The following is a 24,908-nucleotide window of genomic DNA, read 5'->3' as shown; positions in this document are numbered from 1 at the left end:
GTGGGCTCGGTCGACGGCTCGGGTGCCGGGTCCGGCCGCGACGCGGGGGGACCACGGCGGGGGCGTCGCGCGATCTCGCCGCGGCGCCGTCCCGTGCCCGTGCCGTTGCTGGTGCCCGCGCTCGTCGGGCTGGCGTTCCTGGTTCTGCCGCTCGTCGGGCTGCTCGTACGGGCTCCGTGGTCGAACCTTCCCGATCAGCTGACCAGTCCCGAGGTGTGGCAGGCGCTCCGGTTGTCGCTGCTCTGCGCCACGGCGGCCACCGTGGTGAGTCTCGTGCTCGGGGTGCCGTTGGCGTGGCTGCTGGCCCGGGTCGAGTTTCCGGGGCGGGGGTTCGTACGGGCCCTCGTCACGCTTCCGCTGGTGCTGCCGCCGGTGGTGGGTGGTGTGGCGCTGCTGATGGCGCTCGGGCGCAACGGGGTCGTCGGGCAGTGGCTGGAGTCGTGGTTCGGGATCAGTCTGCCCTTCACCACCGCCGGGGTCGTGGTCGCCGAGGCGTTCGTCGCCATGCCGTTCCTCGTCATCAGCGTCGAGGGGACCCTGCGGGCCGCCGATCCGCGCTACGAGGAGGCCGCGACCACGTTGGGGGCCTCCCGGTTCACCGCGTTCCGGCGGGTCACGCTGCCGTTGATCGCGCCCGGGATCGCGGCCGGGGCGGTTCTCGCGTGGGCGCGGGCGCTGGGTGAGTTCGGGGCGACGATCACGTTCGCCGGTAACTTCCCGGGGCGTACCCAGACCATGCCGCTCGCCGTCTACCTCGCTCTGCAGAGCGATCCGGCGGCCGCCATCGCCCTCAGCCTCGTCCTGCTGACCGTGTCCATCGCGGTCCTCGCAGGGCTGCGTGAGCGTTGGATGAGTGCCTCATGAGGGGGGCCGAGAGGAGGATGGTGGTGGGCTCCGGTGCCGGGCTGGATGCCCGGCTCGTGGTGCGGCGGGGGGTGTTTCGGCTTGATGTGGGGCTTCGGGTCGTGCCCGGGGAGGTCGTGGCCCTGCTCGGGCCCAACGGGGCCGGGAAGACCACCGCCCTGCGGGCGTTGGCGGGGCTCGAGCCGCTCGCGGACGGGTATCTGCGGCTCGACGGTGCCGCCCTGGAGCGTACGCCGCCCGAGGCGCGTCCCGTCGGGGTCGTCTTCCAGGACTATCTGCTCTTTCCCCATCTGACCGCCCTCGACAATGTGGCCTTCGGGCCGCGTTGCCACGGGGCCTCCAAGGCCGAGGCGCGTGCGCTGGCGGCCGAGTGGCTGGGGCGGATGGGGCTCGCCGAGCACGCCGGGGCCAAGCCCCGTCGGCTCTCCGGCGGCCAGGCCCAGCGCGTCGCCCTCGCCCGTGCCCTCGCCACCTCCCCCCGGCTGCTGCTCCTGGACGAACCCCTCGCCGCGCTGGACGCCCGTACCCGCCTCGACGTACGCGCCCAGCTCCGGCGGCACCTGGCGGACTTCGAGGCCGTCGCCGTGCTCGTCACCCACGACCCGCTCGACGCGATGGTCCTCGCCGACCGGCTCGTCGTCATCGAGGACGGGCACGTGGTGCAGGAGGGGACGCCGGGTGACATCGCCCGGCATCCACGGACGGACTACATCGCCCATCTCGTCGGGCTGAACCTCTACAAGGGCGTCGCCGACCGGCACACCGTACGGCTCGACGCCGGGCCCGCGATCACCACCACCGAGGACCTCACCGGGCCGGTCTTCGTCACGTTCCCGCCGAGCGCGGTGACGCTCTACGGCGAGCGGCCCACCGGGGTCAGCGCACGCAACCTGTGGCGTTGCGAGGTCGCCGGGATGGAGACCCACGGCGACCAGATCCGCGCCGACCTCACCGGTGAAATCCCCCTCGCCGCCGACCTCACCACGGTCGCCGCCGCCGAACTCGGCCTCCACGCCGGCGCCGAGGTCTGGGCCGCGGTCAAGGCGACGCAGACGCACGCCTATCCGGCCTGAGCCACCACCGGCGTCATCCGGCTCCGCGCCGGTGGGGCGGGGTGAAGACGTACAGGTCGAGGATGGGCGGCATCGGGGCCACGCCCGGGCCGCCCGCGCGTACCCAGGCGACGATGTCCTCGGTCGCGTCGGGGTCGTTGACGAGGCCGAGCCAGACCGGGCGGGCGCCGGCGGCGCGGCCCGCGGCGGAGGGCTGGACGACGACCACGTTGGCCTGGTCGCAGACGTCCAGGCAGGTGGAGACGCGGGTGGGGACCGTCTGCCGGAGCCGGGCGGTCTGGGCCTCGTGGTCGACACCGGGGAGCTTCGAGGTGCCGCAGCAGCAGTCGCGGCAGACGACGACCCGGCTGGGTGCGGGAGGCGGCGGAGTGGTCACGGACCGGCCCAGATGATCTTCACTTCGGCGAGTCTACTGGGCGCCCACGGGCGGCGGTTCAGCGCTCCGCCCTCCGCCCTCCGCCCTCCGCCGTCCGCTGTCCGCCCTCCGCCGTCCGCTGTCCGCTGTCCGCCCGTCGTCGCCATGTCCGTCGGCGTCCGCCGCGGCGTGGGTGGTCGGCGTGTGTACGGCGGTGGCGTCCAGGACGGAGTCCCTCGATCACGTCGTTCGCCCTGGGCCGTTCCAGAACGTGCCCGTTCGGTACTGCCCTCCCGTCACGCTCACCCCTGCCCGTCTTCCCGTCCCACCTTCCGCACCCACCGCCGCACGGCATCGCCCCCCGGGGGTCGGCGCTCGGGTCACGGCAGTGGCTACTCCGCCCAGATGATCTTGCCCTCGGGGGTGTAGCGCGGATGCCCCAGCGTTCGGTGAGCTGGGCGAGGATGCCGACCGCGAGCGCGCGTTCCAGGCGGGCGGGGTCCTGGGCGAGCCAGCCGCCCGCTTCCCGCGGAACGGCAGCGCTTCCAGGAGTCGAGCACCGGGTCGCACACCTCCGCGTCGACCCGCGCACCGGCGAGGAAACGCTCGTACGCGTCCACGAGCCCACCGATGTCGTCCCGGGCGACGGACAACGGGATCACTTCCCTCGTCCGGAGGTCTCCCCGTCGCTCGCCGCCCCTCGGCGCGCGCCCCGAGGACCCGTCAAGCGATACAACCCTAGACCTCGCGTGACACGAATCACAACATCGTTCGCACAAGGGCACGGGAGAATACAAAACGCCTGTACGGACGCCTGACGGTGGCTCCGGCGGCGGTGGGAATTCGGTTCCCCCACATGTGAGCGTCACATCCGAAGGGAACGCTCCTGTCATCCCCCTCGTTCTTGTCACGCCTTGCCTCCGCCGGTCCGGTCCCCGTCCGCCCGGCGGCGACACGGAAGGACGACGTGCCCTTTGTATCCGCTTCCGCTCGACGCGCCGCTCCCCGCGCGGCCCGCCGCCACCACTGACCCCGACCCCGAGCCCGAGCCGCCCTGCTCCACGCTCGCCCTCCCCACGACTCTCCCCACGAACCTCCCCAAGAGCCTCCGGAGCCGCCTCCCCAGCGGGCTCCGCCGACTCGTCCCCACCCGATCCGCCGCCACCGCCCGCCGGTTGCGGCTCACGCTCACCCTGCTGCCGCTACTACTACTCGGGGTGTGGGCCGCGGTCGACTGGCGCACCGTGTACGGCGGTGCCGCCCGGCTGGTCTCGGCCGACCCGCGGTGGCTGCTGGCCGGGGTCCTCTTCAGCGCCCTGTGCTCCGTGGCCGCCGCGTTCGTCCGGCAGGGCGCGGTGCCCGAGCGGCTGCCGCCGGGGCGGCTGATCGCGACCCAGTTCGCGGCCGGCGCGGCGGGCCAGGCGCTGCCGGGCAACATCGGCGCGCATGCCGTCGTCCTGCGCTTCCTGCGCGGCCAGGGCATACCCCTGCCCCGCGCCACGGCCTCCCTCGCCCTGTACTCGGCGGTGAAGCCGGTCGCCAAGACGCTGGTGATCCTCGCGTTCCTGGTCGCCTTCCCCGGCACCCTCAAGGTGACCGAGCTGCTCCCGAGGGGCGAGACGCTGGCCCTGGCCGGCGCGATCACCGGGGTCAGCGTGGCGGCCGTGGTCACCCTGATCACGACCGTACGGCCGCTGCGGCAGCCGCTCATCGGGGGGCTGCGGACCGCGCTGACCGATACGCGGGTCGTGCACAGCCGGCCCGTCCGGGCCCTCGCGCTGTGGGGCGGGGCGGCAGCGTTCCCGTTGTGCCAGGGCGCGGTCGTCGCCTCCGTCGGGACCGCCGTCGGGCTGCCCCTGTCCTGGATCCAGATGGTCTTCGCCTACCTCGTCGCCAGCACCGCCGCCGGTGCGGTGCCCGCGCCGGGCGGCCTCGGCCCGATGGACGCGGCCCTCGTCTTCACCCTGGTCGCCTTCGGCGCGCCCGCGGCGGTCGCCACGACCACGGTCATCGGCTACCGCGTCCTGACCGTGTGGCTGCCGCTGCTCCCCGGCACGCTGGTGCTGTCGGCGCTGGTACGGGCGAAGGTGCTGTGAGGGCCTGAGGCACCGGCGGGAGAGCCGGGCCGGGTGCGGGTGTGCAGGGGCTGGTCGCGCGGTTCCCCCCGCCCCTGAAGGGCGCGGGCCGCTGTAAGGCACGGGCTGGAAAGGCAGGGGCCGCGCCCCGCGCTTCGCGCCTCAGGCCGGGCGCTTGCGGGGCGTCGTCTTCTTGGCCGGGGTCTTCTTCGCGGTGCTCTTCGCCGTCGCGGACTTCTTCGCCGCGGACTTCTTCGCCGTCGTCTTCTTGGCGCCCTGGGCGCTCCCTGTCGCCTGGGACGACTTCGACGTGGACTTCTTGGCGGAGGCGGCCGACTGCGCCGACTTCTTCGCGGTGGCCGTGGACTTCTTGCCGGCGGGTTCCTTCGGCGTGCGCATGGGGGTCACGGCGGCGACGTCCTCGCCACGGGACTCCTTGGCGGCGCGGACGCTGTTCTCCAGGGCCGCCATCAGGTCGAGCACCTTGCCGCCCGGCTCCGGGACGGGCGCGGTCGGCGGCTCCTCGCCGGAGGCCTTCGCGGCGATGAGTTCCTCGACGGCCTCGCGGTAGTCGTCGTGCAGCTCGTTGAGGTCGACCTCGCCGAGCGTCTCCATGAGGGCGTCGGCGAGATCGAGTTCCTTGTCGCGGACGGTGACGCTCGCGTCGGGCGCGACCCCCTCCGTCGTACGGATCTCGTCGGGCCAGAGCAGGCCGTGCATGGCGAGCACGTCCTCCACCACCCGGAGCATCCCGAGCCGCTCGCGCCCGCGCAGGGCGAACTTGCAGATGGCGACCTTCCCGCTGCGTTTGAGCGCCTCCCGCAGCAGGGTGTACGGCTTGGCGGCCGGCACACCGTTCGGCGCCAGGTAGTACGCGGCGTCCACCTGGAGCGGGTCGACCTTCTCGGCCGGGACGAAGCCCTCGATCTCGATGGTCTTGGCGGTCGGGATCGGCAGCGACGCGAGATCCTCGTCCGTGATCGGGATCATCGTCCCGTCGGCGTCCTCGTACGCCTTGCCGATCTCCCCCTGCGCCACTTCGCGCTCCTCCAGCTCGCACACCTTGCGGTAGCGGATGCGACCGCCGTCCTCGGTGTGGATCTGCCGGAAGGAGACGGAGTGGCTCTCGGTGGCGTTCACGAGCTTGATCGGGATGCTGACCAGGCCGAAGGAGATGGCGCCGTTCCAGATGGATCGCACGAGCAGCACACCCCTTTCGGACGGTTTCCACCGAATCATCCACACCGTATCCCCGGCCGGTCACCCCTGCCCGCCGACAGTGACCCACCCCAGCCAAGGGACTTTGCCCTACTTTCACTACTTTCATGCGATTCTCGTTGCATGACGCCGATCACCGAGGTGGAGGGCCACCGGGTCGCCCTGTCGAATCTGGAGAAGGTCCTCCATCCGGCGACCGGCTTCACCAAGGGCGAGCTGCTGCACTACTACGCCACCACCGCGGACGCCCTCCTCCCCCATCTGCGGGACCGGCCGGTGTCGTTCCTGCGGTACCCGGACGGCCCCGGTGGCCAGCAGTTCTTCGCCAAGAACGTGCCGCCGGGCACCCCCGAGTGGGTCACGACCGCCGAGGTGCGACGCATGGAGGGGCCGTCCCGGATGGTGCTGGTGCAGGACCTGGCCAGCCTGATGTGGGCGTCGAACCTCGTCACCGAGTTCCACACGCCCCAGTGGACCGTGGACTCGCCCGACGAGGCCGACCGGATCGTGTTCGACCTGGATCCGGGGCCGCCCGCGAGCGTCGTGGAGTGCTGCGAGGTCGCCTGCTGGCTGCGGGAGCGGCTGGCGGCGGACGGGATCGAGGTCCTCGCGAAGACGTCCGGGTCGAAGGGGCTGCATCTGCTGGGCGCGGTGCGCGGGGCGTCGTCCGAGCGGGTGACGGAGTACGCCAAGGAGCTGGCCGTGGAGGCGGAGCGGGCGATGCCCCGCCGGGTCGTCCACCGGATGACGCGCAGCCTGCGCCCCGGCAAGGTGTTCGTGGACTGGAGCCAGAACGCCGCACGCAAGACCACGGCCGCCCCGTACACCCTGCGGGCCCGCACCGAGCCCACGGTGTCGGCGCCGGTCACCTGGACCGAGGTCGAGGAGTGCTCCTCCCCCGGCCGGCTGGTCTTCCGGGCGCCCGACATCGCGCCCCGCCTCCAGGACTACGGCGATCTGCTGGCCCCGCTGCTCGACCCGGCCGCCGCCCGTCCCCTGCCCTGAGGGTCCGCCTTCCCGGTGAGGCCCGGACCTGTCCGCCGTCGCGGCGGTCAGGCCCTCGTCCAGGTGCCCCGGTCCCTGGCCGTCGCGTGCAGGGCCTCGATGTCGGCCGGTTTGAGCATGCCGCCGGTGCGGGCGAGGCCGGGGAGGTCGGCGTCGGTCAGGACGCGGGCCCCGCGAGGGGGCGCGCCGACGCGCAGGTCGGCGGGTTCGACGAGGGCGAGAACGGGGTGGACCTCCGCGGTGAGGGCGTAGGAGGCCCGGTCGGCGTCGGCACGGAGCCGGCGCAGCAGGGGACGCGGCTGATGGCGGCCGAGGGCGACGAGGGGGTCGGAGACGGTGACGCGCTGCCTGCGGGCGTAGAGGGAGCGTACGCAGTACAGGCCGCCGGGGCCGATCACCAGGTGGTGGATGCGGTCCCCGCCGGGCAGCGGCACCGAGTGCAGGGTGCGCCAGCCCGCGCCCTCCAGGTCGTCCAGCAGCGCCCCTATCGTCTGTTCCGCCGTGAGGGCCCGGCGGCGCGGGTCGGGGCGCAGCCGGTGCGGCGGTCCGGGGTCGCGGTCGAGGTCGACGAGCAGGGCCTCGCCGGGGCGGTTGGGGGCGAGGTCGTCGTCGGGGTGCAGGCTCAGCCGGGCCAGCTCGGCGGCGGTCGGTACGGGCGGCGGGCCCACGGTGACCGGTCCGGTGACGAAGGGGTGGAGGGCGGCGAGCACGTCCGCTCTCGACTCCTCGCTCAGGAGGTTCACCCGGCCCGTCTCACGGTCGTACCAGGCGACGCTGCTCCCGTCGGTCCGGCAGACGTACAGGCGTTCCTGTCCGTGCCGCCGGGTCGGTATGACGCGCAGTCCGTTCATGCACCATCACCCCCGACCATGGGAACAGGCGGGGTGCTCCATCGGCAAGAACCCGGATACCTTTGGGGGGACGACCCGTCGTCAGGGGCTTGGGGAGGCCGCCGTTGCCGCCGCGCAGAAAGCAACCCGACGTTCCGGCTCCGCTCGAACCGTGGAGTGAGATCGTGCCCGGCCTGTGGATGGGCGGGCACGAGTTCGCGGGGCGGGCCGGCACCGGAGAAGTCGAATTCGCCGTCGTGGGCGATGAGTTCGATCTCGTGCTGTCCCTGCTGCGGCTCCCCGGGTACGGGCCGGGGGACGGCGTCGAGCACCATGTGTGGCCGATCCCGGACGGACCGCTCGACGGGACGCAGCTGGCGGGCGTGATGCGGCTGGCGCAGGCCGCGTGCGACGCGCTGGAGGACGGCCGCAAGGTCCTCGTCCGCTGCTTCCACGGCTACAACCGGTCCGGTCTGGTCGTCGCGCACGCGCTGATCCGCGACGGGCACTCCGCCGAGGAGGCGATCCGGCTGATTCGCACCCGCCGCTCGCCGTGGGCGCTGCACAACGAGCTGTTCGTGGAGTATCTGCACACCGGCCTGCCGACCGTCCGCCTCCTGGAGGAGCTCGCCGAGTAGGGTCCTCGTCCGGATCACGCCCACCGCGGACCCTGAGGGCGGATCGAGCCACGCATAAGGTGTACGGGACCGAAAGTCGCCCTTCCGTATCCAGGAGTCCCGTGTTCCGCAGCAGGTCCGCGCGTGCGGCCGTCGGCGCCGCGTTCGCCGCGGCCGTCGTCGTGCCGTTGACGGGCTGCGGCGACTCCGGGGGGCTGGTGAGCGCGGGCGCGACGCCCACCGCGAACGGCCCGACCCGGCTGTGGCCCGGGCAGCCGCCCGCCTCCTCCCCCGCCTACGACTTCGGCGAGGCCGACACCGAGGTGGTCAAGGGGGTCACCGCTCCCGGCGGCGACATCCGGAAGGTGGACCCGGTGGCGGTCGTGCGGGCGGAGATCGCCGCGCACCCGGACGTGTACGCGGGCTCCACCGGGCCGTACCGCGGGACGGTCCGGCGCATGGCCGACTGCGGGCCGGGCGGCGACCGGGAGGAGTGCCCCGTCCTGGAGGCCTACTACCGGGACCTCACCGGCGACGGGCACGACGACATGGTGCTGGGTTTCCGGCTGCTGCCGGGCAACCAGACGGCCGTGCGGATGTACACCTTGCGCAAGGGCCGGCTGGTGCAGGTGCTGGCCAACGACGACGCGGTGATCGCGGTGGAACTGGCCGGCCGTACGGTGATCATTCGGTCGCCCGCGGCGATCGAGGGCTACGAGTACCGCACCCAGTGGAACTGGGACGACGAGCAGCGGGCGATGCTGCTCACCCGGGACGAGATCCTCCGGGTCGGGGGGTCGGCGGGGCCGTCCGACGGGCCCACCCCTTCGCGTTCGCCGTCCGCGTCGTCGCCCATGTCGTCCACCTCATCCGCGTTGTCCTCGTCGCCCTCGTTGTCCCTGCCCTTCTTGTCGTCCACCTCGTCCACCTCGTCCACCTCGTCCTCGTCGTCCTCGTCGTCCGTCCTGACGTCGGAGAGCCCGTGAAGTCCGGCGGAGGGCTCGTGACGCGCGCTCCGGGGAGGCGGCCGGGGCTGCGTCGGCGGGCCGCCTCGCTCACCTGGAAGGCACTGGCCTTCATCACCGTCATGTGCTGCGGTCTGGCCGCGCTGCTCGGTGCCCTCGTGCATGTCTCGGTGACCGACCAGACGGTCAGCGACGCCCGCTCGCGGGCCCTCGGCCGGCTGGAGAACGCGACCCGGGCCTACGAGGCGGGGAACCGGCTCCCGCCGGACGCCGAGGTCGATCCGCCGGGGCTGCCGGAGTCGCTGCGCGCGCTGGCGGAGAGCGGGCGGCGCGGCACGATGGTCGGCGTCGTCGACGGCCACCCCACGATGTGGGCGGCGACCCCCGCAGACGGCCGCGCGCTCGCCGTACGCCTCGACTACGCGCAGAGCGCGGCCACGATCGAAGGGCTCGACCGGGCCATCCTGGGCTCGTCGGCGCTGGCGATCGGGGTGACGCTGACGCTGGGCGCGCTCGGCGTCACCCGGGTCACCCGGCGGCTGCGCACGACCTCCCAGGTGGCGCGGCGGATCAGCGCGGGCGACCTGGACGCCCGGGTCGGTGATCCCCGGACGACGGATCCGGCGCGGTACCGGGACGAGGTGGCGGCGGTGGCCGCGGCGCTCGACACGATGGCGTCGACGCTCCAGCGGAAGCTGCTCAGCGAGCAGCGGTTCACGGCGGACGTGGCGCACGAGCTGCGGACGCCGCTGACGGGGCTGCACGCGGCGGCCGAACTGCTGCCGCCGGGGCGGCCGACGGAACTGGTGCGGGACCGGGTCGCCGCGTTGCGGACGCTGACCGAGGACCTGCTGGAGATCTCCCGCCTGGAGACGGGGAGCGAGCGGCTGGACCTGGAGGAGGTCCGGTTGGGCGTGCTGGCGGAGCGGGTGGCCGCGCACGCCGGTGCCGGCACGGAGGTGCGCGTCGTCGACGACACGTGTGTCGAGACGGACCGGCGGCGGCTGGAGCGGGTGTTGGGCAACCTGGTGGCCAACGCGCACCGGCACGGGGCGCCGCCCGTCGTGCTCACCGTGGACGGGCCGGTGGTCACCGTGCGGGACCACGGGGGCGGGTTCCCGGAGTACCTCGTCACCGACGGGCCTCAGCGGTTCCGCACGGAGGGCTCGGCCAAGGGGCACGGGCTGGGGCTCACGATCGCCGTGGGACAGGCGGAGGTGCTGGGGGCGGAGCTGGAGTTCTCGAACGCCTCCGACGGGGGCGCGAGAGCCGCGTTGCGGCTGCCCGTGCGCGAGGGCTGACAGCTCCTCAGGATGCGGGGCTGCTCCGATGGCCCAACGCAGAAGGCGCCCGGTTCCCCCTCCTCCTAACGTGGCGATTAGTCAGCTTCACCCCCTTTCTGGAGGAGCATCACATGTCCCTGCGGATTCTGCTCATGCGATTCGGCATAGCCGCCGCCGGTGGCGCTCTCGTGGCGCTCGCGGCCACCACGCCCGCAGCCGCCGACGACGAACGGGGCCTCGCCGACCCCGCCAAGAGGACCGTCAAGGGGCAGGTCACGGCCCGCTCCGGACTGATCCTGCGCAGCGCGCCCAACCGCGGCAGCGCGATCATCCGCGTCGCGCCCTACGGCGAGATCGTCAAGATCTTCTGCCGGACCACGGGCCAGACCGTCGACGGCAACCGCTACTGGTACCTGCTCACCGACGGCACGTGGGCCTGGGGTTCGGCCCGCTACATCGACGCCCGGAAGACGCCACGCTGGTGCTGAGTTGAGCGACACGACGCACAAGACATTCCATTTAGGTAGGTTCCGGGCATGACCACCAAGGCCGGAACGACCCTGGCGGCGGGTCCGGCGGACCCGTCCCCGCCCGCCGTTCGCCTCCCCCGGCGCAGAGGCGCCGAGTTCAGCCTCGTCGTCGTGGCCGTCCTGCTCTCCGTGTACGGCTACTGCGCCGTCGGCCTCGCGAAGAACGGCACCGTCCCGCCCGGCGCCGCCGATTACGGCGCCGGGCTCGGCGTGCTCGCGCTGCTGGCACATCTGGCGGTGCGGCTGCGGGCGCCGTACGCCGACCCGCTGCTGCTGCCGATCGCGGTGCTGCTGAACGGGCTGGGGCTGGTGCTGATCCACCGGCTGGACCTGGAGACCCCGGCCGATCAGGCGGCGCCCGCCCAGCTGAACTGGTCGGCACTGGGCATCGGGCTGTTCATCGTGGTCATGGCCCTGCTGCGGGACCACCGGGTGCTTCAGCGGTACGCGTACGTCTCGGTGGTGGGCGCGCTGGTACTGCTGGCGCTGCCGATCCTCTTCCCGCCCGTGAACGGCGCCCGGATCTGGGTGCGGATCGCCGGATTCTCCCTCCAGCCAGGCGAGTTCGCGAAGGTGCTGCTGGCGCTGTTCTTCGCCAGCTATCTCGCGGCCAACCGCAACGCGCTGGCGTACGCCGGGCGCCAGATCTGGCGGTTCAAGCGGCTCCAGCTGCCGACGGGGCGGGTGCTCGGGCCGATCGTCACCATCTGGCTGCTGAGCGTCGGGGTGCTGGTCCTGGAGCGGGACCTCGGCACCTCGCTGCTGTTCTTCGGCCTGTTCGTCATCCTGCTGTACGTCGCCACGGGCCGTACCGGCTGGATCGCGGTGGGCCTGCTGCTGGCGGGGGTGGGCGCGGTGGCCGTCGGATGGCTGGAACCGCATGTCCATGTCCGGGTGGAGGACTGGCTGCACCCGTTCGCGTCCATCGAGGCGGGCGAGGGCCCCAACCAACTCGCGCAGTCGCTCTTCGCGTTCGCGGCCGGGGGGTTGCTCGGTACCGGGCTCGGCCTCGGCGAGTCGATCCTGATCGGCTTCGCCGCCAAGTCGGACTTCATCCTGGCCACAGCCGGCGAGGAGCTGGGCCTGGTCGGGCTCTCGGCGATCTTCCTGCTCTACGCCCTGCTGGTGGAGCGCGGCTACCGCGCCGGTCTCGCCCTGCGCGACCCCTTCGGGCGGCTGCTCGCCATCGGCCTGGCCTCGATCATCGCCCTCCAGGTCTTCGTGATCGCGGGCGGCGTGACCGGGCTGATCCCCCTGACCGGCATGGCGATGCCCTTCCTGGCCCAGGGCGGCTCCTCCGTCGTCACCAACTGGATCATCGTGGCCCTGCTGATGCGGCTGAGCGACTCGGCCCGCCGGCAGTACGACGCCCCGGCGGGGAGGGACGCGTGACCAAGTACATCCGCCGTGCCGCCGCGCTGTGCGCCCTGCTGCTGGTCGCCCTCCTCGTCAACGCCACCCGCGTCCAGGTCCTCCAGGCCCGCACCTACGGCGACAATCCCGCAAACCGCCGCCCGGAGATCGCCCGTTGGAGCCAGCCGCGCGGGGACATCCTGGTCGGCGGCCGGCCCGTCACCGGTTCGAAGGACACGGGAGAGCAGCTCCGCTACGAACGGACCTACCGGGACGGCCCGTTGTACGCGCCGGTCACGGGCTTCGCCTCGCAGGTGTACGGCACGACGCTGCTGGAGCACGCCGAGAACCCCCTCCTCGACGGCAGCGACCCGATGCTGTCCTTCCTGCCGCTGTGGAACGACATCACCCGCGACCAGAACGCCGGCGGCGAGGTCGTCACCACCGTCGACGCGGCGGCGCAGCGGGCGGCCTACCGGGGGCTGGGCGCCCGCCGGGGCGCGGTCGTGGCCCTCGAACCGGCCACCGGGCGCGTCCTGACGCTGGTCTCCCGGCCCTCGTACGACCCCGGGCTGCTCTCCGGGAACGGCCCCTCGGTGGCACGGGCCTGGGCGCGGCTCAACGGTGACGAGGGCAAGCCCATGCTCAACCGGGCGGTGCGGCAGACCTATCCGCCGGGCTCCACCTTCAAGGTGGTGACGGCCGCCGCCGCGCTGGAGGCCGGGGTCGTCGAGGATGTCGACGCCCCGACCCGCTCCCCCGCCCCCTACACCCTGCCGGGCACCACCACGTCCCTCGCGAACGAGGTCGAGGGCTGCGAGAACGCCTCGCTGCGCTACGCCTTCGAGTGGTCCTGCAACACGGTGTTCGCGAAGCTCGGCGTGGACGTCGGCCTCGGCACCATGGGGGACACGGCCCGCGCCTTCGGGTTCAACGACCCGGCGGTGCGCATCCCCTTCTCCGTGGCGCCGAGCAGCTTCGACACCCACATGGACCGGGCCCAGCTCGCCCTGTCCTCCATCGGCCAGTTCGACACCCGGGCCACGCCGCTGCAGATGGCGATGGTCACGGCGGCCGTCGCCAACGGGGGCACCGTCAGATCGCCGTACCTCGTCGAGCGCACCACCACGGCCGACGGCCGCACCGTCTCCGCGGCCGGCACCCGCACCTTCCGCCAGGCGATGACCTCGACGACCGCGAGACGGCTCCGCGAGCTGATGCTCGGCGTCGTCACCGACGGCACCGGCGGCAAGGCCCGTATCCGGGGCGCCGCCGTCGGCGGCAAGACCGGCACCGCCCAGCACGGGCTCGGCAACTCCGGCACCCCGTACGCCTGGTTCATCGGCTGGGCCCAGTCCCATGACGCGCTGGAGCCCGAGGTCGCCGTGGCGGTGGTGGTCGAGGACGCGGACGCGGTACGGGGCGAGATCAGCGGCGGCGGGGACGCGGCCCCGATCGCACGGGACGTGATGAGGGCGGTGCTGAAGAGGGCGGGATGAGTGGGCATGGGTTGTCCGCCCGCTGAGACAACGGGTGTCTCCCCCGAGTCGCCCGACCTATCGTTCGGTCCATGACCGCCGTGACGTACGAACTCGCCCAGGTGAACATCGCCCGTCTGAGAGCCCCCCTCGATTCGCCCCCGTTGAAGGACTTCGTCGACGCGCTGGACCCCGTGAACGCGGCGGCGGACGCCGCCCCCGGATTCGTCTGGCGCCTCCAGAGCGACTCCGGAAACGCCACGGACGTCCCGGTCCTCGGGGACGAGTGGCTGATCATCAACCTGACCATGTGGCAGGACATCGACGCCCTGACCACGTTCATGTACCAGGGGCAGCACCGGGAGATGCTGTCCCGCCGCAGGGAGTGGTTCGAGCGGCTGGCGGAGGCCGTCACCGCCCTGTGGTGGGTGCCGGCCGGTCACCGCCCCTCCGTCGCCGAGGCGGAGGAACGGCTCCTGCACCTCAGGGCGCACGGCCCGACGCCGTACGCCTTCACCCTGCGGACGACGTTCCCGGCGGGCCCAGCGGAGCCGCTCGGGGGGCCGGCCGCCGCACCGGAGCCCGGGGTCACCGTCGGCTGACGATGCCTCGGCCGGAGGCGGGGGTCAGCGGATCGGCCGACGCATCTCGTCCCGCACCCGGAGGGTCAGCTCGACGCTCGCCTCCAGGTCCACGTCGTCCGGGTCCTCGCTGGTCACCGCGGGGTCGACCACCAGGACCATCACTCCGGTGTTGCCGTCGTTCCAGGCGCACTGCGGATACACCGTCCGCGCTCCCAGGTCCTTCCTGGCGAGAAGCTGACAGGTCACGGTGGTGTCGGAACCGGAGGGACGGAAGTCACGGGGCCGCACGGCCAGCTCGGTGCCCTCGGCCCCGGCGGCACGCTCCAGCATCGTGTCGCGCGCCCGGTCCGGGTCCTTGAAGCGGCCGTACAGGCCCGAGATCGACAGCTGCCCGCCGCGGTTCACCGGTGTGTACGTGGCGACGGCCGCCCGGAGGTCACGGCCGCCCAGGGTGCGCTCGCTCTCCCGGGCGAAGGAACCGGCGGTGGTATCGGAGAAGTCCTCCTCCCGCGCGTACTCGCCGTCGAGCAGCTCCGGCGGCAGCGTCAGCCGGTACTCGGCCGCCGGATAGGCGGCGTGGGAGTCACCCCCGAGGACCACGAACGCGGTCACGCCCGCCGCCAGCAGGGCGACGGCCCCGCCCACGATCCCGAGGACGAGCCCGATCCGGCTCTCGCGTGCGGGCGGGGACGGCGGGGGCGGCGGAGGCATGGACACCCTGGGCACGCTACCCACCCGCCGGCCCGCGCAGGAGGTCCAGGCGCCTTGCCGAGCGCTTCTTCACCGACAGTTCCCGCCGTGTTCGCCCCGCCGCCGCCGTACGCGCCCGACCGGTCCGCCGACGCCCCGCGGACCCCACCGGTAGACGTGTCGTCAACAAGTCCTGCGCAGGGGATTGACGCCCTTGCTGACAAGTAGTCTCATAAGCGGTGACCGCCGGTAACTGACCGAAAACCCCCGTACGACGAGGTGGGAACAGCCATGACGACGGTGACCTCGGTGTCCGAGGCGGAGGTGCTGCGGGACGCCCTCGGCCTGCTCAAGGACCGTGAGCAGGTGGCCGAGCGCCTGCTCGCCTCCTCGGCGAAGCACTCCTTCGACCCGGACAAGGAGCTGGACTGGGACGCGCCCTTCGAGCCGGGGAAGTGGTTCTGGCCGCCCGAGCTGGTGTCGCTGTACGGGACGCCGATGTGGCGGCGGATGTCGGAGGAGCAGCGGATCGCCCTGTCCCAGCACGAGGCGGCCGCGCTGGCCTCGCTCGGCATCTGGTTCGAGATCATCCTCATGCAGCTGCTCGTACGGCACATCTACGACAAGGCGGCGACCAGCGCGCATGTGCGCTACGCGCTCACCGAGATCGAGGACGAGTGCCGGCACTCGAAGATGTTCGCCCGGCTGATCAGCAAGGGGGACACCCCGTACTACCCGGTGAGCCGGACGCACCAGAACCTGGGGCGGGTCTTCAAGACGATCTCCACGACCCCCGGGTCCTTCACGGCGACCCTCCTCGGGGAGGAGATCCTCGACTGGATGCAGCGGCTGACGTTCCCGGACGAGCGGGTCCAACCGCTCGTCCGCGGGGTGACCCGGATCCATGTGGTCGAGGAGGCCCGGCACGTGCGGTACGCCCGCGAGGAGCTGCGTCGGCAGATGGTGACGGCGCCCCGGCTGTCCCGCAGCTTCACGCGGGTCACCTCCGGTGAGTTCGCCCGGGTCTTCTCCGTGGCGTTCATCAATCCCGACGTCTACACGAACGTCGGCCTCGACCAGCGCGAGGCGCTCGCGCAGGTCCGCGCGAGCGCGCACCGGCGGGACATCATGCAGACGGGGGCGCGGCGGCTGACGGACTTCCTGGACGACATCGGGGTGCTGCGGGGGGTGGGGCGGCGGATGTGGCGGTCCTCGGGATTGCTGGGGTAGGCGGTAGGGCGCCTCATGGCTCGGGGGTACGGGTGGTTTTGGCGGGTGCGGGTGAGTGGGGGCTTGTCGCGCAGTTCCCCGCGCCCCTGGAGGGAACGGGCCTGCGGCCCGCCCCTTCATGAAAAGCACGGGGCGCAGCCCCGATCGCTTTTCAGGGGCGCGGGGAACTGCGCGAGAAACCACACATCACCCGCAGCCGCCAGCGAACACGCACCCCCGAGCTGTCAGGCGCCCGGCCCCCAGCCAGAGGCACCCCCCACGCGACTACCCTGCCCGTATGACGTCCGAGGCCCCCACCCGCGCGTACCGCCGCCTGAGCGTCGAGGAGCGGCGCAGCCAGCTCCTCGACGCGGCCCTGGAACTCTTCGCGCACAACGCCCCGGAGGACGTCTCCCTCGACGACGTCGCGGAGGCGGCCGGGGTCTCCCGGCCCCTCGTCTACCGCTACTTCCCCGGCGGCAAGCAGCAGCTCTACGAGGCCGCCCTCCGCTCGGCCGCCGAGGAGCTGGAGCACTGCTTCGACGAGCCCGCCGAGGGCCCCCTGACCGCCCGGCTGTCCCGCGCCCTCGACCGGTATCTGACCTTCGTCGCCGGGCACGACGCCGGTTTCAGCGCCCTCCTCCAGGGCGGCAGCGTCGTGGAGACGTCACGGGCTACGGCCATCGTGGACGGTGTGCGGCGGGCCGCGGCGGAGCACATCCTGCGGCATCTGGGGGTCGCTGAGCCCGACCTCCGGCTGCGGATGACGGTCCGGATGTGGATCACCGCCGTGGAGGCCGCCTCCCTGATCTGGCTCGACGAGGGCAAGCAGCCGGACGTGGCGGAGCTGCGGGACTGGCTCGTGGAGCAGTTCGTCGCCTGTGTCACCGTCACCGCCGGCCGGGACCCGCAGACCGCGGCGGCCGTGCGCGGCGCCCTCGCGATGGAGGCCGCGGACGGTGCCGTCGGCGCCCTGGCCCGCCGTGTCCTGCCCGTGGTCGGCGACGCCGCCCACCTGCTGTGACACCGGTCCTGTGACACTGGTCGGGTGAAGACACAGAACACCCCTTTCGTCGGCGGCCCCCTGGACGGGCGCGTCCTGCCGGTGCTGCTGGGCCTCACCGGGCACCCGCCGAAGACGTACCGGGTCCCCGTGCCCGATGCCGCGGGCGGCCCCGACACGGTGCTCGTGTACCGCAGGGTGGACGCCGGGCGGGGCGGGTTCATGCAGCAGCTGTGGAGGTACGAGTACGCGCCGGACGCGGATCCGGGCCGGGGCCCGAAGTGGCCGTGGTCGGGGCCGCGACGGCAATCCGCCACGCCGCCCGAGCGGCCGCCGTCCCCCGACGAGTGACCTCCGCGGGCCGGACGGCCCACCCGGCGCGCGCCCGCCCGTCGCTCCTCCCATCCTGCCGGTGCGAGATGGACGGCCCATCCGCGCACCGGAGGTGATGACGTGTCAGGTAAGGTCCTGCGCCTGGTCCGTACGGCGACGGCCACGGCGGTCGCGGCCGGCACACTCCTCACGACGGCACCCGTCCAGGCCGCGGCGGCCCCGCTGCCACCGCCGCCGGGCGACTCGGCCGGACCCGCGTCCGACAGCGACATCGCCGCGCCCCCCGCCGGCGGCGACACCGCCGGGGCCACCGTCGACGGGACCGCCGCCGGCGACGCCCGCTCGGTGGCCGGGCTCCTCGCCGACCTGCGGCGGCTGTTCCAGGAGGCGGAGGAGGCCACGGAGGCGTACAACGCCACCGAGGAGGAGCTGCGCAAGCAGCGGGCGGAGGTGGCGCGGCTCGACCGGCGGCTCAGCGCGGCCAGGCTCTCCCTGCACGACAGCCGGGGCGCCGCGGGACGGCTGGCCCGCCAGCAGTACCAGAACAGCACCACCGACCTCTCCCCGTACGTGCGGCTGCTCCTCGCCCGCGACCCGCACCGCGCGCTGGAGCAGGGCCATGTGATCGGCCAGGTCGCCCAGGAGCGCGCGCAGACCGTGGAACGGATGACCGGCACCGAGCGGACGACGGACGCGCTCGCCCGCCGGGCCCGCGCCGCCCTCGACCGCCGGCTCACCCTCACCGAGCGCCGCCAGAAGGAACGCGACGCCGTACGCAGCCGTCTCGGGGAGGTCGAGCGGCTCCTCGCCTCCCTCACCGCCGAGCAGCTCGCCGGGGTCGAACGGCTGGACCGGGACATGACGGCCGAGGCCCAGCGCAAGCTCGTCGCCTCCGGCGCGCTGAGCTCCGTACGGCCGCCGACCCGCACCGGGGCGAAGGCGCTGCGCTACGCGGTCGCCCAGATCGGCAAGCCGTACAAGTGGGGCGCCGAGGGCCCGAAGGCGTACGACTGCTCGGGGCTGACCTCCCGCGCCTGGTCGCACGCCGGGCGCCGCATCCCCCGTACCAGCCAGGCCCAGTGGGCCCGCCTCCCGCGCATCCCCCTGACCAAGCTGCGCCCCGGTGACCTGGTCCTGTACTACCCGAAGGCCACCCATGTCGCCCTCTACCTGGGCAAGGGCCTGGTCGTGCAGGCCCCCCGCCCCGGCACCGCCATCAAGGTCTCCCCGATCGCCGCCAACCCCCTCCTGGGCGCCGTACGCCCCGACCCCAAGGCCAAACCCCTGAAACGGTTCGCCCTTCCGAAACTCCCGAGGACGGCGAAGAAGGGCCCGGACACGGGCTACAACGCGTGGTGAGGGAGGAGGGGGGACGGTGATGTCGCGTGAGGGGAGGCCGGCGGGCGTCTCCGGCGCGGTGGCCGGGGCCCCTCGCTCCCGCGGCGCTCAGCCGCCCGCGACCTCCGACAGGTACGCCTCGGTCTTCTCCGCCTCGAAGAAGTAGTTCTCGAAGTCCGCCGGGTCGTCGAAGCCGTTCGCGTAGCGGTCGGCCACGCGGGGCAGGACGCCGGCCGCGCCGATGAGGGTCAGCACGTGCTCCGGCGGCTCCCCGAGCATCGCGTTCGTCCACTTCGTCGCCGGGCCCGCCGTCTGCGCCCAGAACCGTTCGAACGTGCGCCGCATCCACGCCTCGTCGTACTCCCCGTCCCCGTGGTCCAGGATGGCCCGCAGATACGCCGCCGCGCACTTGGCCGCCGTGTTGGCGCCCTGCCCGGTGAGCGGGTCGTTGGTCACGACCACGTCGGCCACTCCGAAGGCCAGTCCGCCGCCCGGCAGATGGGCGACCGGCTGCCGCACGACGGGGGTGTACCGGCCGGCCAGCACCCCGCCCGCGTCGGTGAGTTCGACCCGGCCGGTCCGCGCGTGCTCCCACGGGACGTACCGCTCCATCAGGTCCAGGGTCAGGGCCAGGTGCTCGGCCGGGTCGGTGACGCCCTGGAAGACGTCCGCCGGGCCGCCGGGCACCCCCTCCCAGAAGAGCAGGTCCGCCCGTCCGGACGTGGTCAGCGTGGAGGTGACGAAGAGTTCACCGACGCCGGGCACCAGAGTGCAGCGGGCCACCTCGTGGTCGGGGTGCTCGGGGCGGGGCTCCAGGCCGTGGACGTACGCCGCCGCGAGGGAACGCTGCGGCCGGGTGAACGGCGAACGGGCGGCGTCGCGGGCGAACATGGAGACCAGCTCGCCCTTGCCCGCGGCGACCAGGACCAGGTCGTAGACCCGGGCGAAGTAGTCGAGGTCGGAGACGGCCGCGCCGTGGACGACCAGTTGGCCGCCCCGCTGGGCGAACGTGTCCAGCCAGCCGGCCATCTTCACCCGCTGGTCGACGGACTGGGCGTACCCGTCGAGCCGCCCGACCCAGTCGACGAGGCGCTCGGCTCCGGGGCCGGAGACGGAGACGCCGATGCCCGTCATCCTCGGCGCCTGGGACTCCCAGAAGTTCAGCCCGAGGTCCCGTTCGTGCTGGAGGGCGGTGTGGAACATGCACTGCGTCGACATGACCCGCCCGTACCGGATCTCGTCCGGCGTGCGGTTGGACATCAGCGTGACCTCGTACCCGTGCGACTGGAGGCCGAGGGCGAGCTGGAGCCCGGACTGGCCGGCTCCGACGACGAGTATCTTCCGCATCCGGACTGGTCTCCTACGCCTCTGTGTGCCCCGCGCCCCCCGCCGGGGCTACTCGGGGCTGACGGATATCGCGTGGCCGCAGAGCGCGAGCAGGGTCTCCAGCACCGAGGCCCGGTCCCGCGCGTCCATGATCATGACAGGTACATGGGCGGGCACGGTCAGCGCGTCCCGTACGTCCTCCGGCTCGTAGCGGTCACTGTCGTCGAACTCGTTGACGGCGACGATGTACGGCAGGCCGCAGCTCTCGAAGTAGTCGAGCGCGGGGAAGCAGTCGGTGAGACGGCGGGTGTCGGCGAGGACGATGGCGCCGATCGCGCCGCGCACCAGGTCGTCCCACATGAACCAGAACCGCTCCTGGCCGGGCGTGCCGAACAGGTAGAGGACGAGGTCGTCGTCGAGGGTGATGCGCCCGTAGTCCATGGCCACGGTGGTGGTGATCTTCTCCGGGGTCGCGGAGAGGTCGTCCGTGGCGGCGCTGGCCTCGGTCATCAGGGCCTCGGTGCGCAACGGGGTGATCTCGGAGACCGCGCCGACGAGGGTGGTCTTGCCCACGCCGAAGCCGCCCGCCACCACGATCTTGGTGGCGATGGGGGCGCGGGACAGGTCGGCCTGCCAGGGTTTCAGGTCCTCCTCGGGCTCCGGCTCGTACCGGGGCGCGGGCGCCCCGGCCAGGCGGTCGAGACCGCGGGAGGCGGCCAGGGCGAAGCCGCCGGGCCGGTGGGCGTCGACGGTGACGCCCGGGGTGACGCCGGGCGAGGCGTCGGGGGTGACGCCAGGCGAGGCGGCGTCAGAGACTGCGGAGTCCACTCAGCACCCTTTCCAGCAGAGCGCGGTCCGGCTGTCCCGGGCCGTGACCTGTTCCGTACACACGGATCTTTCCCTGGTCCGCGAGATCGCTGAGGAGGACGCGGACCACGCCGAGCGGCATCTTGAGCAGCGCGGCGATCTCCGCCACCGTCCGCATACGGCGGCAGAGTTCGACGATGGCCCGCACCTCGGGCATCACCTTGCCGGTGATCGAACCTCCGCCGCTGCCGGGCGCGTGGGCGGTGGGCCCGTCCGGCTCCGGCCCGTCGGCCGGGGCCTCGAGCACGGCGACGAAGGTCTCGACGAGGAGCACATGACCGAAGCGGGTGCGGCCGCCCGTCAGGGAGTAGGGGCGTACGCGGGCGGGTTTGCGGTCCCCGCCGCGCACCGGGAGCCTTTTGTGGGGGCTCCGCTGCGGGCCCGGCTTCCTCGCCGAGCCCGGCTTGGGAGCGCGCGCCCTCGTCTTCTTGGCGCCGCTCATCGCCTGCTCCCGGCCGCCTCGATCTCCTCGGCCTCCAGGGACTTGCGCAGTTCGCTGCGGAGTTCGGGCGTGAGGACGTGTCCGGCGCGGCCGACGAAGAGGGCCATGTGGTACGCGACCACGCTCATGTCGCAGTCCGGGGAGCCGTGGACGCCGAGCAGTGAGCCGTCGCTGATCGACATCACGAAGAGGCTGCCCTCGTCCATCGCGACCATCGTCTGCTTGACCCCGCCGAACTCCATCAGCTTGGCGGCGCCGATGGTGAGGCTGCCGATGCCGGAGACGATGGTGGCGAGGTCGGCGGCGGAGCCCCGGGGGCCCTGGGGCCGTCCGCCCTGGGCCTCGCGGGCCTCGGCGATGCGGCCCGGGTCGGAGGAGAGCAGCAGCAGACCGTCGGAGGAGACCACCGCGACCGACAGCAGCCCCGGCACCTCCTCGACGAGGTTGGTCAGCAGCCAGTGCAGGTTGCGGGCTTCACTGCTCAAGCCGAAGGTACTGGGCGCGGTCAACTGCTTGCCTCCTCGGAAGTGCCCCCCGTGGTGTCAACTGCCTCTGTCCGGTACTCCTGTGGCTCGGGTGCCCGTGTCTCGCCCGACTGCTCGGCGATCTCCGCCTCGACGTCACGGCGTCCCTCCCTGGCCCCCTGGTGGAACCCGCCGAGCCGCCGCCTGAGCTCCTCGGCGTTCACGCCCCCCGCGCGCGGCTTGGGGGTGGTGGGCACGGGCGCGGTGATCCGGGGCGTGCGCTTGGGCAGGCCCTTGTCGGTCAGGCGCGGTGCCTTCGCCGGCGTGCGCGCCGCGTCCCCCTCGTCGGCGGCGCGCTCGTGGGTGTCGGGGCCGATGGTGTACGGGTCGTCGGTGTCCTCGTCGGAGCCTTGCTCCGGGACCACGGGAGCGAACAGCTCCATGGTGGTCTCGGAGACGGACTCCGTCGGGGCCCCCGGCGGGTCCTCCCGTACGTCGTCGTCCTCGTCGTCCCCGGCCGTGTCCGCGTTCCCCGCGCGGAGGGCCGTGTCCGTGGCCGTGTCCGCGTTCCCCGCGCGGACGGCCGTGTCCGTGTCCGTTTCTGTGGTCGTGTCCCCGTCCGTGGCGGGTGTGGTGTCCTCGTCGTCCGCCGTGCCGGTCGCGATCCCCGCGCGTCCGGCGGTGTGGGCGGTGTCCCGGGCGAGCAGCGCCCGTTCGGCGGCCTCGATCAGCGGGTCGCCGTCGCCCTCGGGCTCGCGGACGGCGACGGAACGGGTCGGCAGGGCGCCGTCGTTGGTCTCGGCGGCGATGCCGGGCAGCGACAGCACGGGCCCCGCGGTGGGCGTCGGCCCGGCGGCGGGCGGGGCCGGTGTCGTGGCCAGCAGCGTCGTGGGCAGGACGACGACCGCGGCGGTGCCGCCCGCCGTCTGCTCCTGGAGCCGGACGCGGGTGCCGAGCCGGTGGGCGAGGCGGGCCACCACGTAGAGGCCGAGGCCGAGGTCCTCGCCGTCCTCCTGGTCGTAGGGGGCGTCGGGGTCGAAGTCGGTGAGGCGGGCGTTGAGCTTCGCGAGCCGGTCGGCGGGGATGCCGATGCCGCCGTCCTGGACGGAGACGGTGACCTCGCCGTTCTCCGCCAGCCGGCCGGAGACCTCGACGCTCATCTCCGGCGGCGAGAACGTCGTGCCGTTCTCGAGGAGTTCGGCGAGGAGGTGGCTGAGGTCGTCGGCGGCGAACCCGGCGATGTGCGCGCTCGGCGGCAGCGCGGCGATACGGACCCGCTCGTAGCGCTCGATCTCGCTGACCGCTGCGCGCACGACGTCGACCAGCGGGACGGCTCCGGCGTGGTGCTGGATGTGCTCGTGGCCGGCGAGGACGAGAAGGTTCTCGCTGTGGCGGCGCATGACGGTCGCGAAGTGGTCGAGCTTGAAGAGGGTGGCGAGCCGGTCGGGGTCCTGCTCGCGCTCCTCCAGGGACTCGATGACGGCGAGCTGCCGTTCGACGAGGCCGAGGGTGCGCAGCGCGAGGTTGACGAACGTGCCGTTGATGCTGTGCTGGATCCTGCCCAGGTGGGCGCCCGCCTCGGCGAGTTCGGCGCGCAGCCGGTCGCGTTCGTCGGCCATGGTCTGACGCTGGCCGATGAGGTGCTTGCGGTCGCCCTCCAGGGGCGCGAGCCGCTCGTGCAGGGCGAGGGCGTGTGCGTGGAGCGCGTTGACGGAGCGCACGACCTGGGCGAACTCGTCGTTGCGGCCGGTGAACTTGACGGGTTCCTCGGCGAGGGGGTCGCCGGCGACGCGGGCGGACCCGATGCGCAGCACCGCGAGCGGGCGGGTGAGCGAGCGGGCCATGCCGGTGGCGACACCGACGGCGAGGAGCATCAGCGCGCCGAGGAGGGCGACCCGGATCTCCAGCGCGGTGACGTCGTCGTCGCGCAGCTGGGCGAGGTCCTTGGTGCGCCGGTCGTAGAGGGAGGACTCGGCGCCGCGCATCAGGTCGACGCGGGCGGAGAGCGCGGCGTCGACCTTGGTGGCGCTGGTGGTCTTCTCGTCGTCGGAGAGCGTGGGCTGGTCGGTGAGGCGCGTGAGGTACTTGTCGGCGGTGTCGGCCTCGGGGCCGGTGACCGTGGCGTCGTACGAGGAGCGGGCGGTGGCGGGAGCGGTCTCGCGGAAGTGGGCGAGGGCGGCGTCGGAGCGGACGCGGGCCTGCTGGGCGGCGGCGCCGAGGGCGTCGCGCTGCTTGTCGTCGGCGGCGGAGGAGCCGGTCGTGGTGGTGGGCAGTCCGGTGACCGGGTCGATGACGGTCCGCGTGGTGCTCGGGACGCTGAGCGCGGCGACGAGCAGTCCGCGGGCGGCTGCGGCCTGCTGGACGGCGGTGTCGAGTTCGGCGAGGGCGTACGCGCCGCCGCCCGCGCGGGGCGGCAGCTGCTGGGCGAGTTCCTCGGCGAGCGCGTGGAGTTCGGTGACGACGGCGGTGTACGCCTGGTGCGCTTCCAGAGCGGTGCTCTTGCCGGAGAGCGCCGCTTTGCGTACGGCGGCGATGGATCGGATGTCCTGGCGCAGCGCGGCGGAGGTGTCGGTGTCGGCGCTCAGCTCCGCGACCTGGCGGTCGACACGGTCGGCGCGCTGCTCGTCGGGGGCGGCCGACTTGGGCCGTCCTGCGGCGATGTACGCGGTGACCTCGTCACGCTCGTCGGCCAGCGCGTGGGCGAGGGTGAGCGTCTCCTGGGTCTGCTCGGCGAGCGTGACCAGGGACTGGGTGTCGTGCAGTTGCTCCGAGGCGGCGAGCACCGAGGGCGATCCCGCGGCCGCGATGGCGGCGGCCACGACGGCCACGGCGATGATGAGCCGGTTGCGTACGTGCGCCTTGCGCCCGGTGCCGACGGTGGGGGCCTGCTGCGCCGTCCCCTGCTGGTTCGGGGAGGCCGCGGAGGCCTTCGAAGCTGCCTTCTTGCCTGCGCGCCGAGGCCGCGTCTTCTGCACCGGTGCTCGCATTCCTGACTCGTGTACCCAT

At 73.1% G+C, this 24,908-nt stretch carries 24 protein-coding genes; 15 read left to right on the top strand and 9 right to left on the bottom strand.

All coding sequences use genetic code 11. The annotated features are described in order from the left end of the window. Both ACZ4Z3_RS11435 and ACZ4Z3_RS11430 read left to right on the top strand, forming a co-directional pair. The gene (locus tag ACZ4Z3_RS11435) at positions 1-864 is read left to right on the top strand and encodes an ABC transporter permease (protein WP_468500842.1); all 864 of its coding nucleotides are present in this window, start codon (positions 1-3) and stop codon (positions 862-864) included. Beyond that, positions 861-1,937, top strand: coding sequence for an ABC transporter ATP-binding protein (locus ACZ4Z3_RS11430; RefSeq protein ID WP_468500735.1), 1,077 nt, complete (start codon positions 861-863; stop codon positions 1,935-1,937). Before ACZ4Z3_RS11435 ends, ACZ4Z3_RS11430 begins: the two co-directional genes overlap by 4 nt. A 13-nt stretch (positions 1,938-1,950) precedes the next feature. On the opposite strand, the gene ACZ4Z3_RS11425 is transcribed toward ACZ4Z3_RS11430, so the two are convergent. Beyond that, positions 1,951-2,313 (bottom strand): (2Fe-2S) ferredoxin domain-containing protein, encoded by a 363-nt coding sequence (locus ACZ4Z3_RS11425; protein ID WP_359695624.1) that lies wholly within the window; start codon positions 2,311-2,313, stop codon positions 1,951-1,953. Positions 2,314-3,266: 953 nt separating this feature from the next. On the opposite strand from ACZ4Z3_RS11425, the gene ACZ4Z3_RS11420 reads away from it, so the two are divergent. Next, positions 3,267-4,388 (top strand): lysylphosphatidylglycerol synthase transmembrane domain-containing protein, encoded by a 1,122-nt coding sequence (locus ACZ4Z3_RS11420; protein ID WP_468500734.1) that lies wholly within the window; start codon positions 3,267-3,269, stop codon positions 4,386-4,388. Positions 4,389-4,529: 141 nt separating this feature from the next. Here the strand turns inward: ACZ4Z3_RS11420 and ku are convergent, their stop codons facing one another. Then, positions 4,530-5,567 carry a non-homologous end joining protein Ku gene (gene ku, locus ACZ4Z3_RS11415; protein WP_468500733.1) on the bottom strand — a complete coding sequence of 346 codons (1,038 nt, stop codon included), beginning with the start codon at positions 5,565-5,567 and terminating at the stop codon, positions 4,530-4,532. 141 nt (positions 5,568-5,708) lie between these two features. Here ku and ligD point away from each other — a divergent pair, with 141 nt between their 5' ends. Next, positions 5,709-6,590: a non-homologous end-joining DNA ligase gene (gene ligD, locus ACZ4Z3_RS11410; protein ID WP_468500732.1), complete on the top strand. Its 882-nt coding sequence runs from the start codon at positions 5,709-5,711 to the stop codon at positions 6,588-6,590. 47 nt (positions 6,591-6,637) lie between these two features. On the opposite strand, the gene ACZ4Z3_RS11405 is transcribed toward ligD, so the two are convergent. Next, the gene (locus tag ACZ4Z3_RS11405) at positions 6,638-7,441 is read right to left on the bottom strand and encodes a nuclease-related domain-containing protein (RefSeq protein WP_468500731.1); all 804 of its coding nucleotides are present in this window, start codon (positions 7,439-7,441) and stop codon (positions 6,638-6,640) included. A 104-nt stretch (positions 7,442-7,545) separates the two neighbouring features. Here ACZ4Z3_RS11405 and ACZ4Z3_RS11400 point away from each other — a divergent pair, with 104 nt between their 5' ends. The 7 genes from ACZ4Z3_RS11400 (at position 7,546) to ACZ4Z3_RS11370 (ending at position 14,248) form a co-directional block, all read left to right on the top strand. Then, complete coding sequence (locus ACZ4Z3_RS11400; RefSeq protein WP_468500730.1) at positions 7,546-8,058, top strand: protein-tyrosine phosphatase family protein; 513 nt, start codon at positions 7,546-7,548, stop codon at positions 8,056-8,058. A 101-nt stretch (positions 8,059-8,159) separates the two neighbouring features. Next, positions 8,160-9,023, top strand: coding sequence for a hypothetical protein (locus ACZ4Z3_RS11395; protein ID WP_468500729.1), 864 nt, complete (start codon positions 8,160-8,162; stop codon positions 9,021-9,023). Positions 9,024-9,040: 17 nt separating this feature from the next. Beyond that, the gene (locus ACZ4Z3_RS11390; RefSeq protein ID WP_468500728.1) at positions 9,041-10,303 is read left to right on the top strand and encodes an ATP-binding protein; all 1,263 of its coding nucleotides are present in this window, start codon (positions 9,041-9,043) and stop codon (positions 10,301-10,303) included. 113 nt (positions 10,304-10,416) lie between these two features. Next, positions 10,417-10,773 carry an SH3 domain-containing protein gene (locus ACZ4Z3_RS11385; RefSeq protein ID WP_468500727.1) on the top strand — a complete coding sequence of 119 codons (357 nt, stop codon included), beginning with the start codon at positions 10,417-10,419 and terminating at the stop codon, positions 10,771-10,773. 48 nt (positions 10,774-10,821) lie between these two features. Then, positions 10,822-12,207, top strand: coding sequence for an FtsW/RodA/SpoVE family cell cycle protein (locus ACZ4Z3_RS11380; protein ID WP_468500726.1), 1,386 nt, complete (start codon positions 10,822-10,824; stop codon positions 12,205-12,207). After that, positions 12,204-13,667 (top strand): penicillin-binding transpeptidase domain-containing protein, encoded by a 1,464-nt coding sequence (locus ACZ4Z3_RS11375; RefSeq protein ID WP_468500725.1) that lies wholly within the window; start codon positions 12,204-12,206, stop codon positions 13,665-13,667. Before ACZ4Z3_RS11380 ends, ACZ4Z3_RS11375 begins: the two co-directional genes overlap by 4 nt. Before the next feature lie 71 nt (positions 13,668-13,738). Beyond that, positions 13,739-14,248, top strand: a complete 510-nt coding sequence (locus tag ACZ4Z3_RS11370; protein ID WP_468500724.1) for a DUF3291 domain-containing protein — start codon at positions 13,739-13,741, stop codon at positions 14,246-14,248. 24 nt (positions 14,249-14,272) lie between these two features. Here ACZ4Z3_RS11370 and ACZ4Z3_RS11365 read toward each other — a convergent pair whose 3' ends face one another. Beyond that, positions 14,273-14,947 carry a hypothetical protein gene (locus tag ACZ4Z3_RS11365; RefSeq protein WP_468500723.1) on the bottom strand — a complete coding sequence of 225 codons (675 nt, stop codon included), beginning with the start codon at positions 14,945-14,947 and terminating at the stop codon, positions 14,273-14,275. A gap of 264 nt (positions 14,948-15,211) precedes the next feature. On the opposite strand from ACZ4Z3_RS11365, the gene ACZ4Z3_RS11360 reads away from it, so the two are divergent. The 4 genes from ACZ4Z3_RS11360 (at position 15,212) to ACZ4Z3_RS11345 (ending at position 18,824) form a co-directional block, all read left to right on the top strand. Then, entirely contained in the window at positions 15,212-16,150 is a 939-nt protein-coding gene (locus tag ACZ4Z3_RS11360; RefSeq protein ID WP_468500722.1) for an AurF N-oxygenase family protein, read from the top strand. Between the two features lie 277 nt (positions 16,151-16,427). Beyond that, positions 16,428-17,153 carry a TetR/AcrR family transcriptional regulator gene (locus ACZ4Z3_RS11355; protein ID WP_468500721.1) on the top strand — a complete coding sequence of 242 codons (726 nt, stop codon included), beginning with the start codon at positions 16,428-16,430 and terminating at the stop codon, positions 17,151-17,153. Between the two features lie 24 nt (positions 17,154-17,177). Beyond that, a complete protein-coding gene (locus ACZ4Z3_RS11350) occupies positions 17,178-17,483 on the top strand; it encodes a hypothetical protein (protein ID WP_468500720.1) in 306 nt (101 codons plus the stop codon). A 102-nt stretch (positions 17,484-17,585) separates the two neighbouring features. Then, positions 17,586-18,824 carry a C40 family peptidase gene (locus tag ACZ4Z3_RS11345; RefSeq protein ID WP_468500719.1) on the top strand — a complete coding sequence of 413 codons (1,239 nt, stop codon included), beginning with the start codon at positions 17,586-17,588 and terminating at the stop codon, positions 18,822-18,824. An 87-nt stretch (positions 18,825-18,911) separates the two neighbouring features. Here the strand turns inward: ACZ4Z3_RS11345 and ACZ4Z3_RS11340 are convergent, their stop codons facing one another. From ACZ4Z3_RS11340 to ACZ4Z3_RS11320, 5 genes are all read right to left on the bottom strand, one after another. Beyond that, positions 18,912-20,150 (bottom strand): styrene monooxygenase/indole monooxygenase family protein, encoded by a 1,239-nt coding sequence (locus ACZ4Z3_RS11340; RefSeq protein ID WP_468500718.1) that lies wholly within the window; start codon positions 20,148-20,150, stop codon positions 18,912-18,914. Positions 20,151-20,198: 48 nt separating this feature from the next. Continuing rightward, positions 20,199-20,822, bottom strand: coding sequence for a GTP-binding protein (locus tag ACZ4Z3_RS11335; RefSeq protein WP_468500841.1), 624 nt, complete (start codon positions 20,820-20,822; stop codon positions 20,199-20,201). A gap of 115 nt (positions 20,823-20,937) precedes the next feature. Beyond that, entirely contained in the window at positions 20,938-21,438 is a 501-nt protein-coding gene (locus tag ACZ4Z3_RS11330) for a DUF742 domain-containing protein (protein ID WP_468500717.1), read from the bottom strand. Beyond that, on the bottom strand, positions 21,435-21,947 hold the full coding sequence (locus ACZ4Z3_RS11325; protein ID WP_468500716.1) for a roadblock/LC7 domain-containing protein: 513 nt from the start codon (positions 21,945-21,947) through the stop codon (positions 21,435-21,437). Before ACZ4Z3_RS11325 ends, ACZ4Z3_RS11330 begins: the two co-directional genes overlap by 4 nt. After that, positions 21,944-24,877: a sensor histidine kinase gene (locus ACZ4Z3_RS11320; protein ID WP_468500715.1), complete on the bottom strand. Its 2,934-nt coding sequence runs from the start codon at positions 24,875-24,877 to the stop codon at positions 21,944-21,946. The genes ACZ4Z3_RS11325 and ACZ4Z3_RS11320 overlap by 4 nt, the downstream gene beginning before the upstream one ends. Between the last annotated feature and the right edge of the window lie 31 nt (positions 24,878-24,908).

The sequence above is a fragment of the Streptomyces sp. NPDC030296 genome (genome assembly GCF_055572815.1).
This window is presented reverse-complemented; position numbering and strand designations above follow the sequence as displayed.

Excerpts from the sequence above, each read along its gene's own strand:
- ACZ4Z3_RS11405 (WP_468500731.1), bottom strand. The coding sequence starts at position 7,441 with ATGAACGGACTGCGCGTCATACCGACCCGGCGGCACGGACAGGAACGC.
- ACZ4Z3_RS11380 (WP_468500726.1), top strand. The coding sequence starts at position 10,822 with ATGACCACCAAGGCCGGAACGACCCTGGCGGCGGGTCCGGCGGACCCG.
- ligD (WP_468500732.1), top strand. The coding sequence starts at position 5,709 with ATGACGCCGATCACCGAGGTGGAGGGCCACCGGGTCGCCCTGTCGAAT.
- ACZ4Z3_RS11385 (WP_468500727.1), top strand. The coding sequence starts at position 10,417 with ATGTCCCTGCGGATTCTGCTCATGCGATTCGGCATAGCCGCCGCCGGT.
- ACZ4Z3_RS11355 (WP_468500721.1), top strand. The coding sequence starts at position 16,428 with ATGACGTCCGAGGCCCCCACCCGCGCGTACCGCCGCCTGAGCGTCGAG.
- ACZ4Z3_RS11430 (WP_468500735.1), top strand. The coding sequence starts at position 861 with ATGAGGGGGGCCGAGAGGAGGATGGTGGTGGGCTCCGGTGCCGGGCTG.
- ACZ4Z3_RS11370 (WP_468500724.1), top strand. The coding sequence starts at position 13,739 with ATGACCGCCGTGACGTACGAACTCGCCCAGGTGAACATCGCCCGTCTG.
- ACZ4Z3_RS11340 (WP_468500718.1), bottom strand. The coding sequence starts at position 20,150 with ATGCGGAAGATACTCGTCGTCGGAGCCGGCCAGTCCGGGCTCCAGCTC.
- ACZ4Z3_RS11330 (WP_468500717.1), bottom strand. The coding sequence starts at position 21,438 with ATGAGCGGCGCCAAGAAGACGAGGGCGCGCGCTCCCAAGCCGGGCTCG.
- ACZ4Z3_RS11360 (WP_468500722.1), top strand. The coding sequence starts at position 15,212 with ATGACGACGGTGACCTCGGTGTCCGAGGCGGAGGTGCTGCGGGACGCC.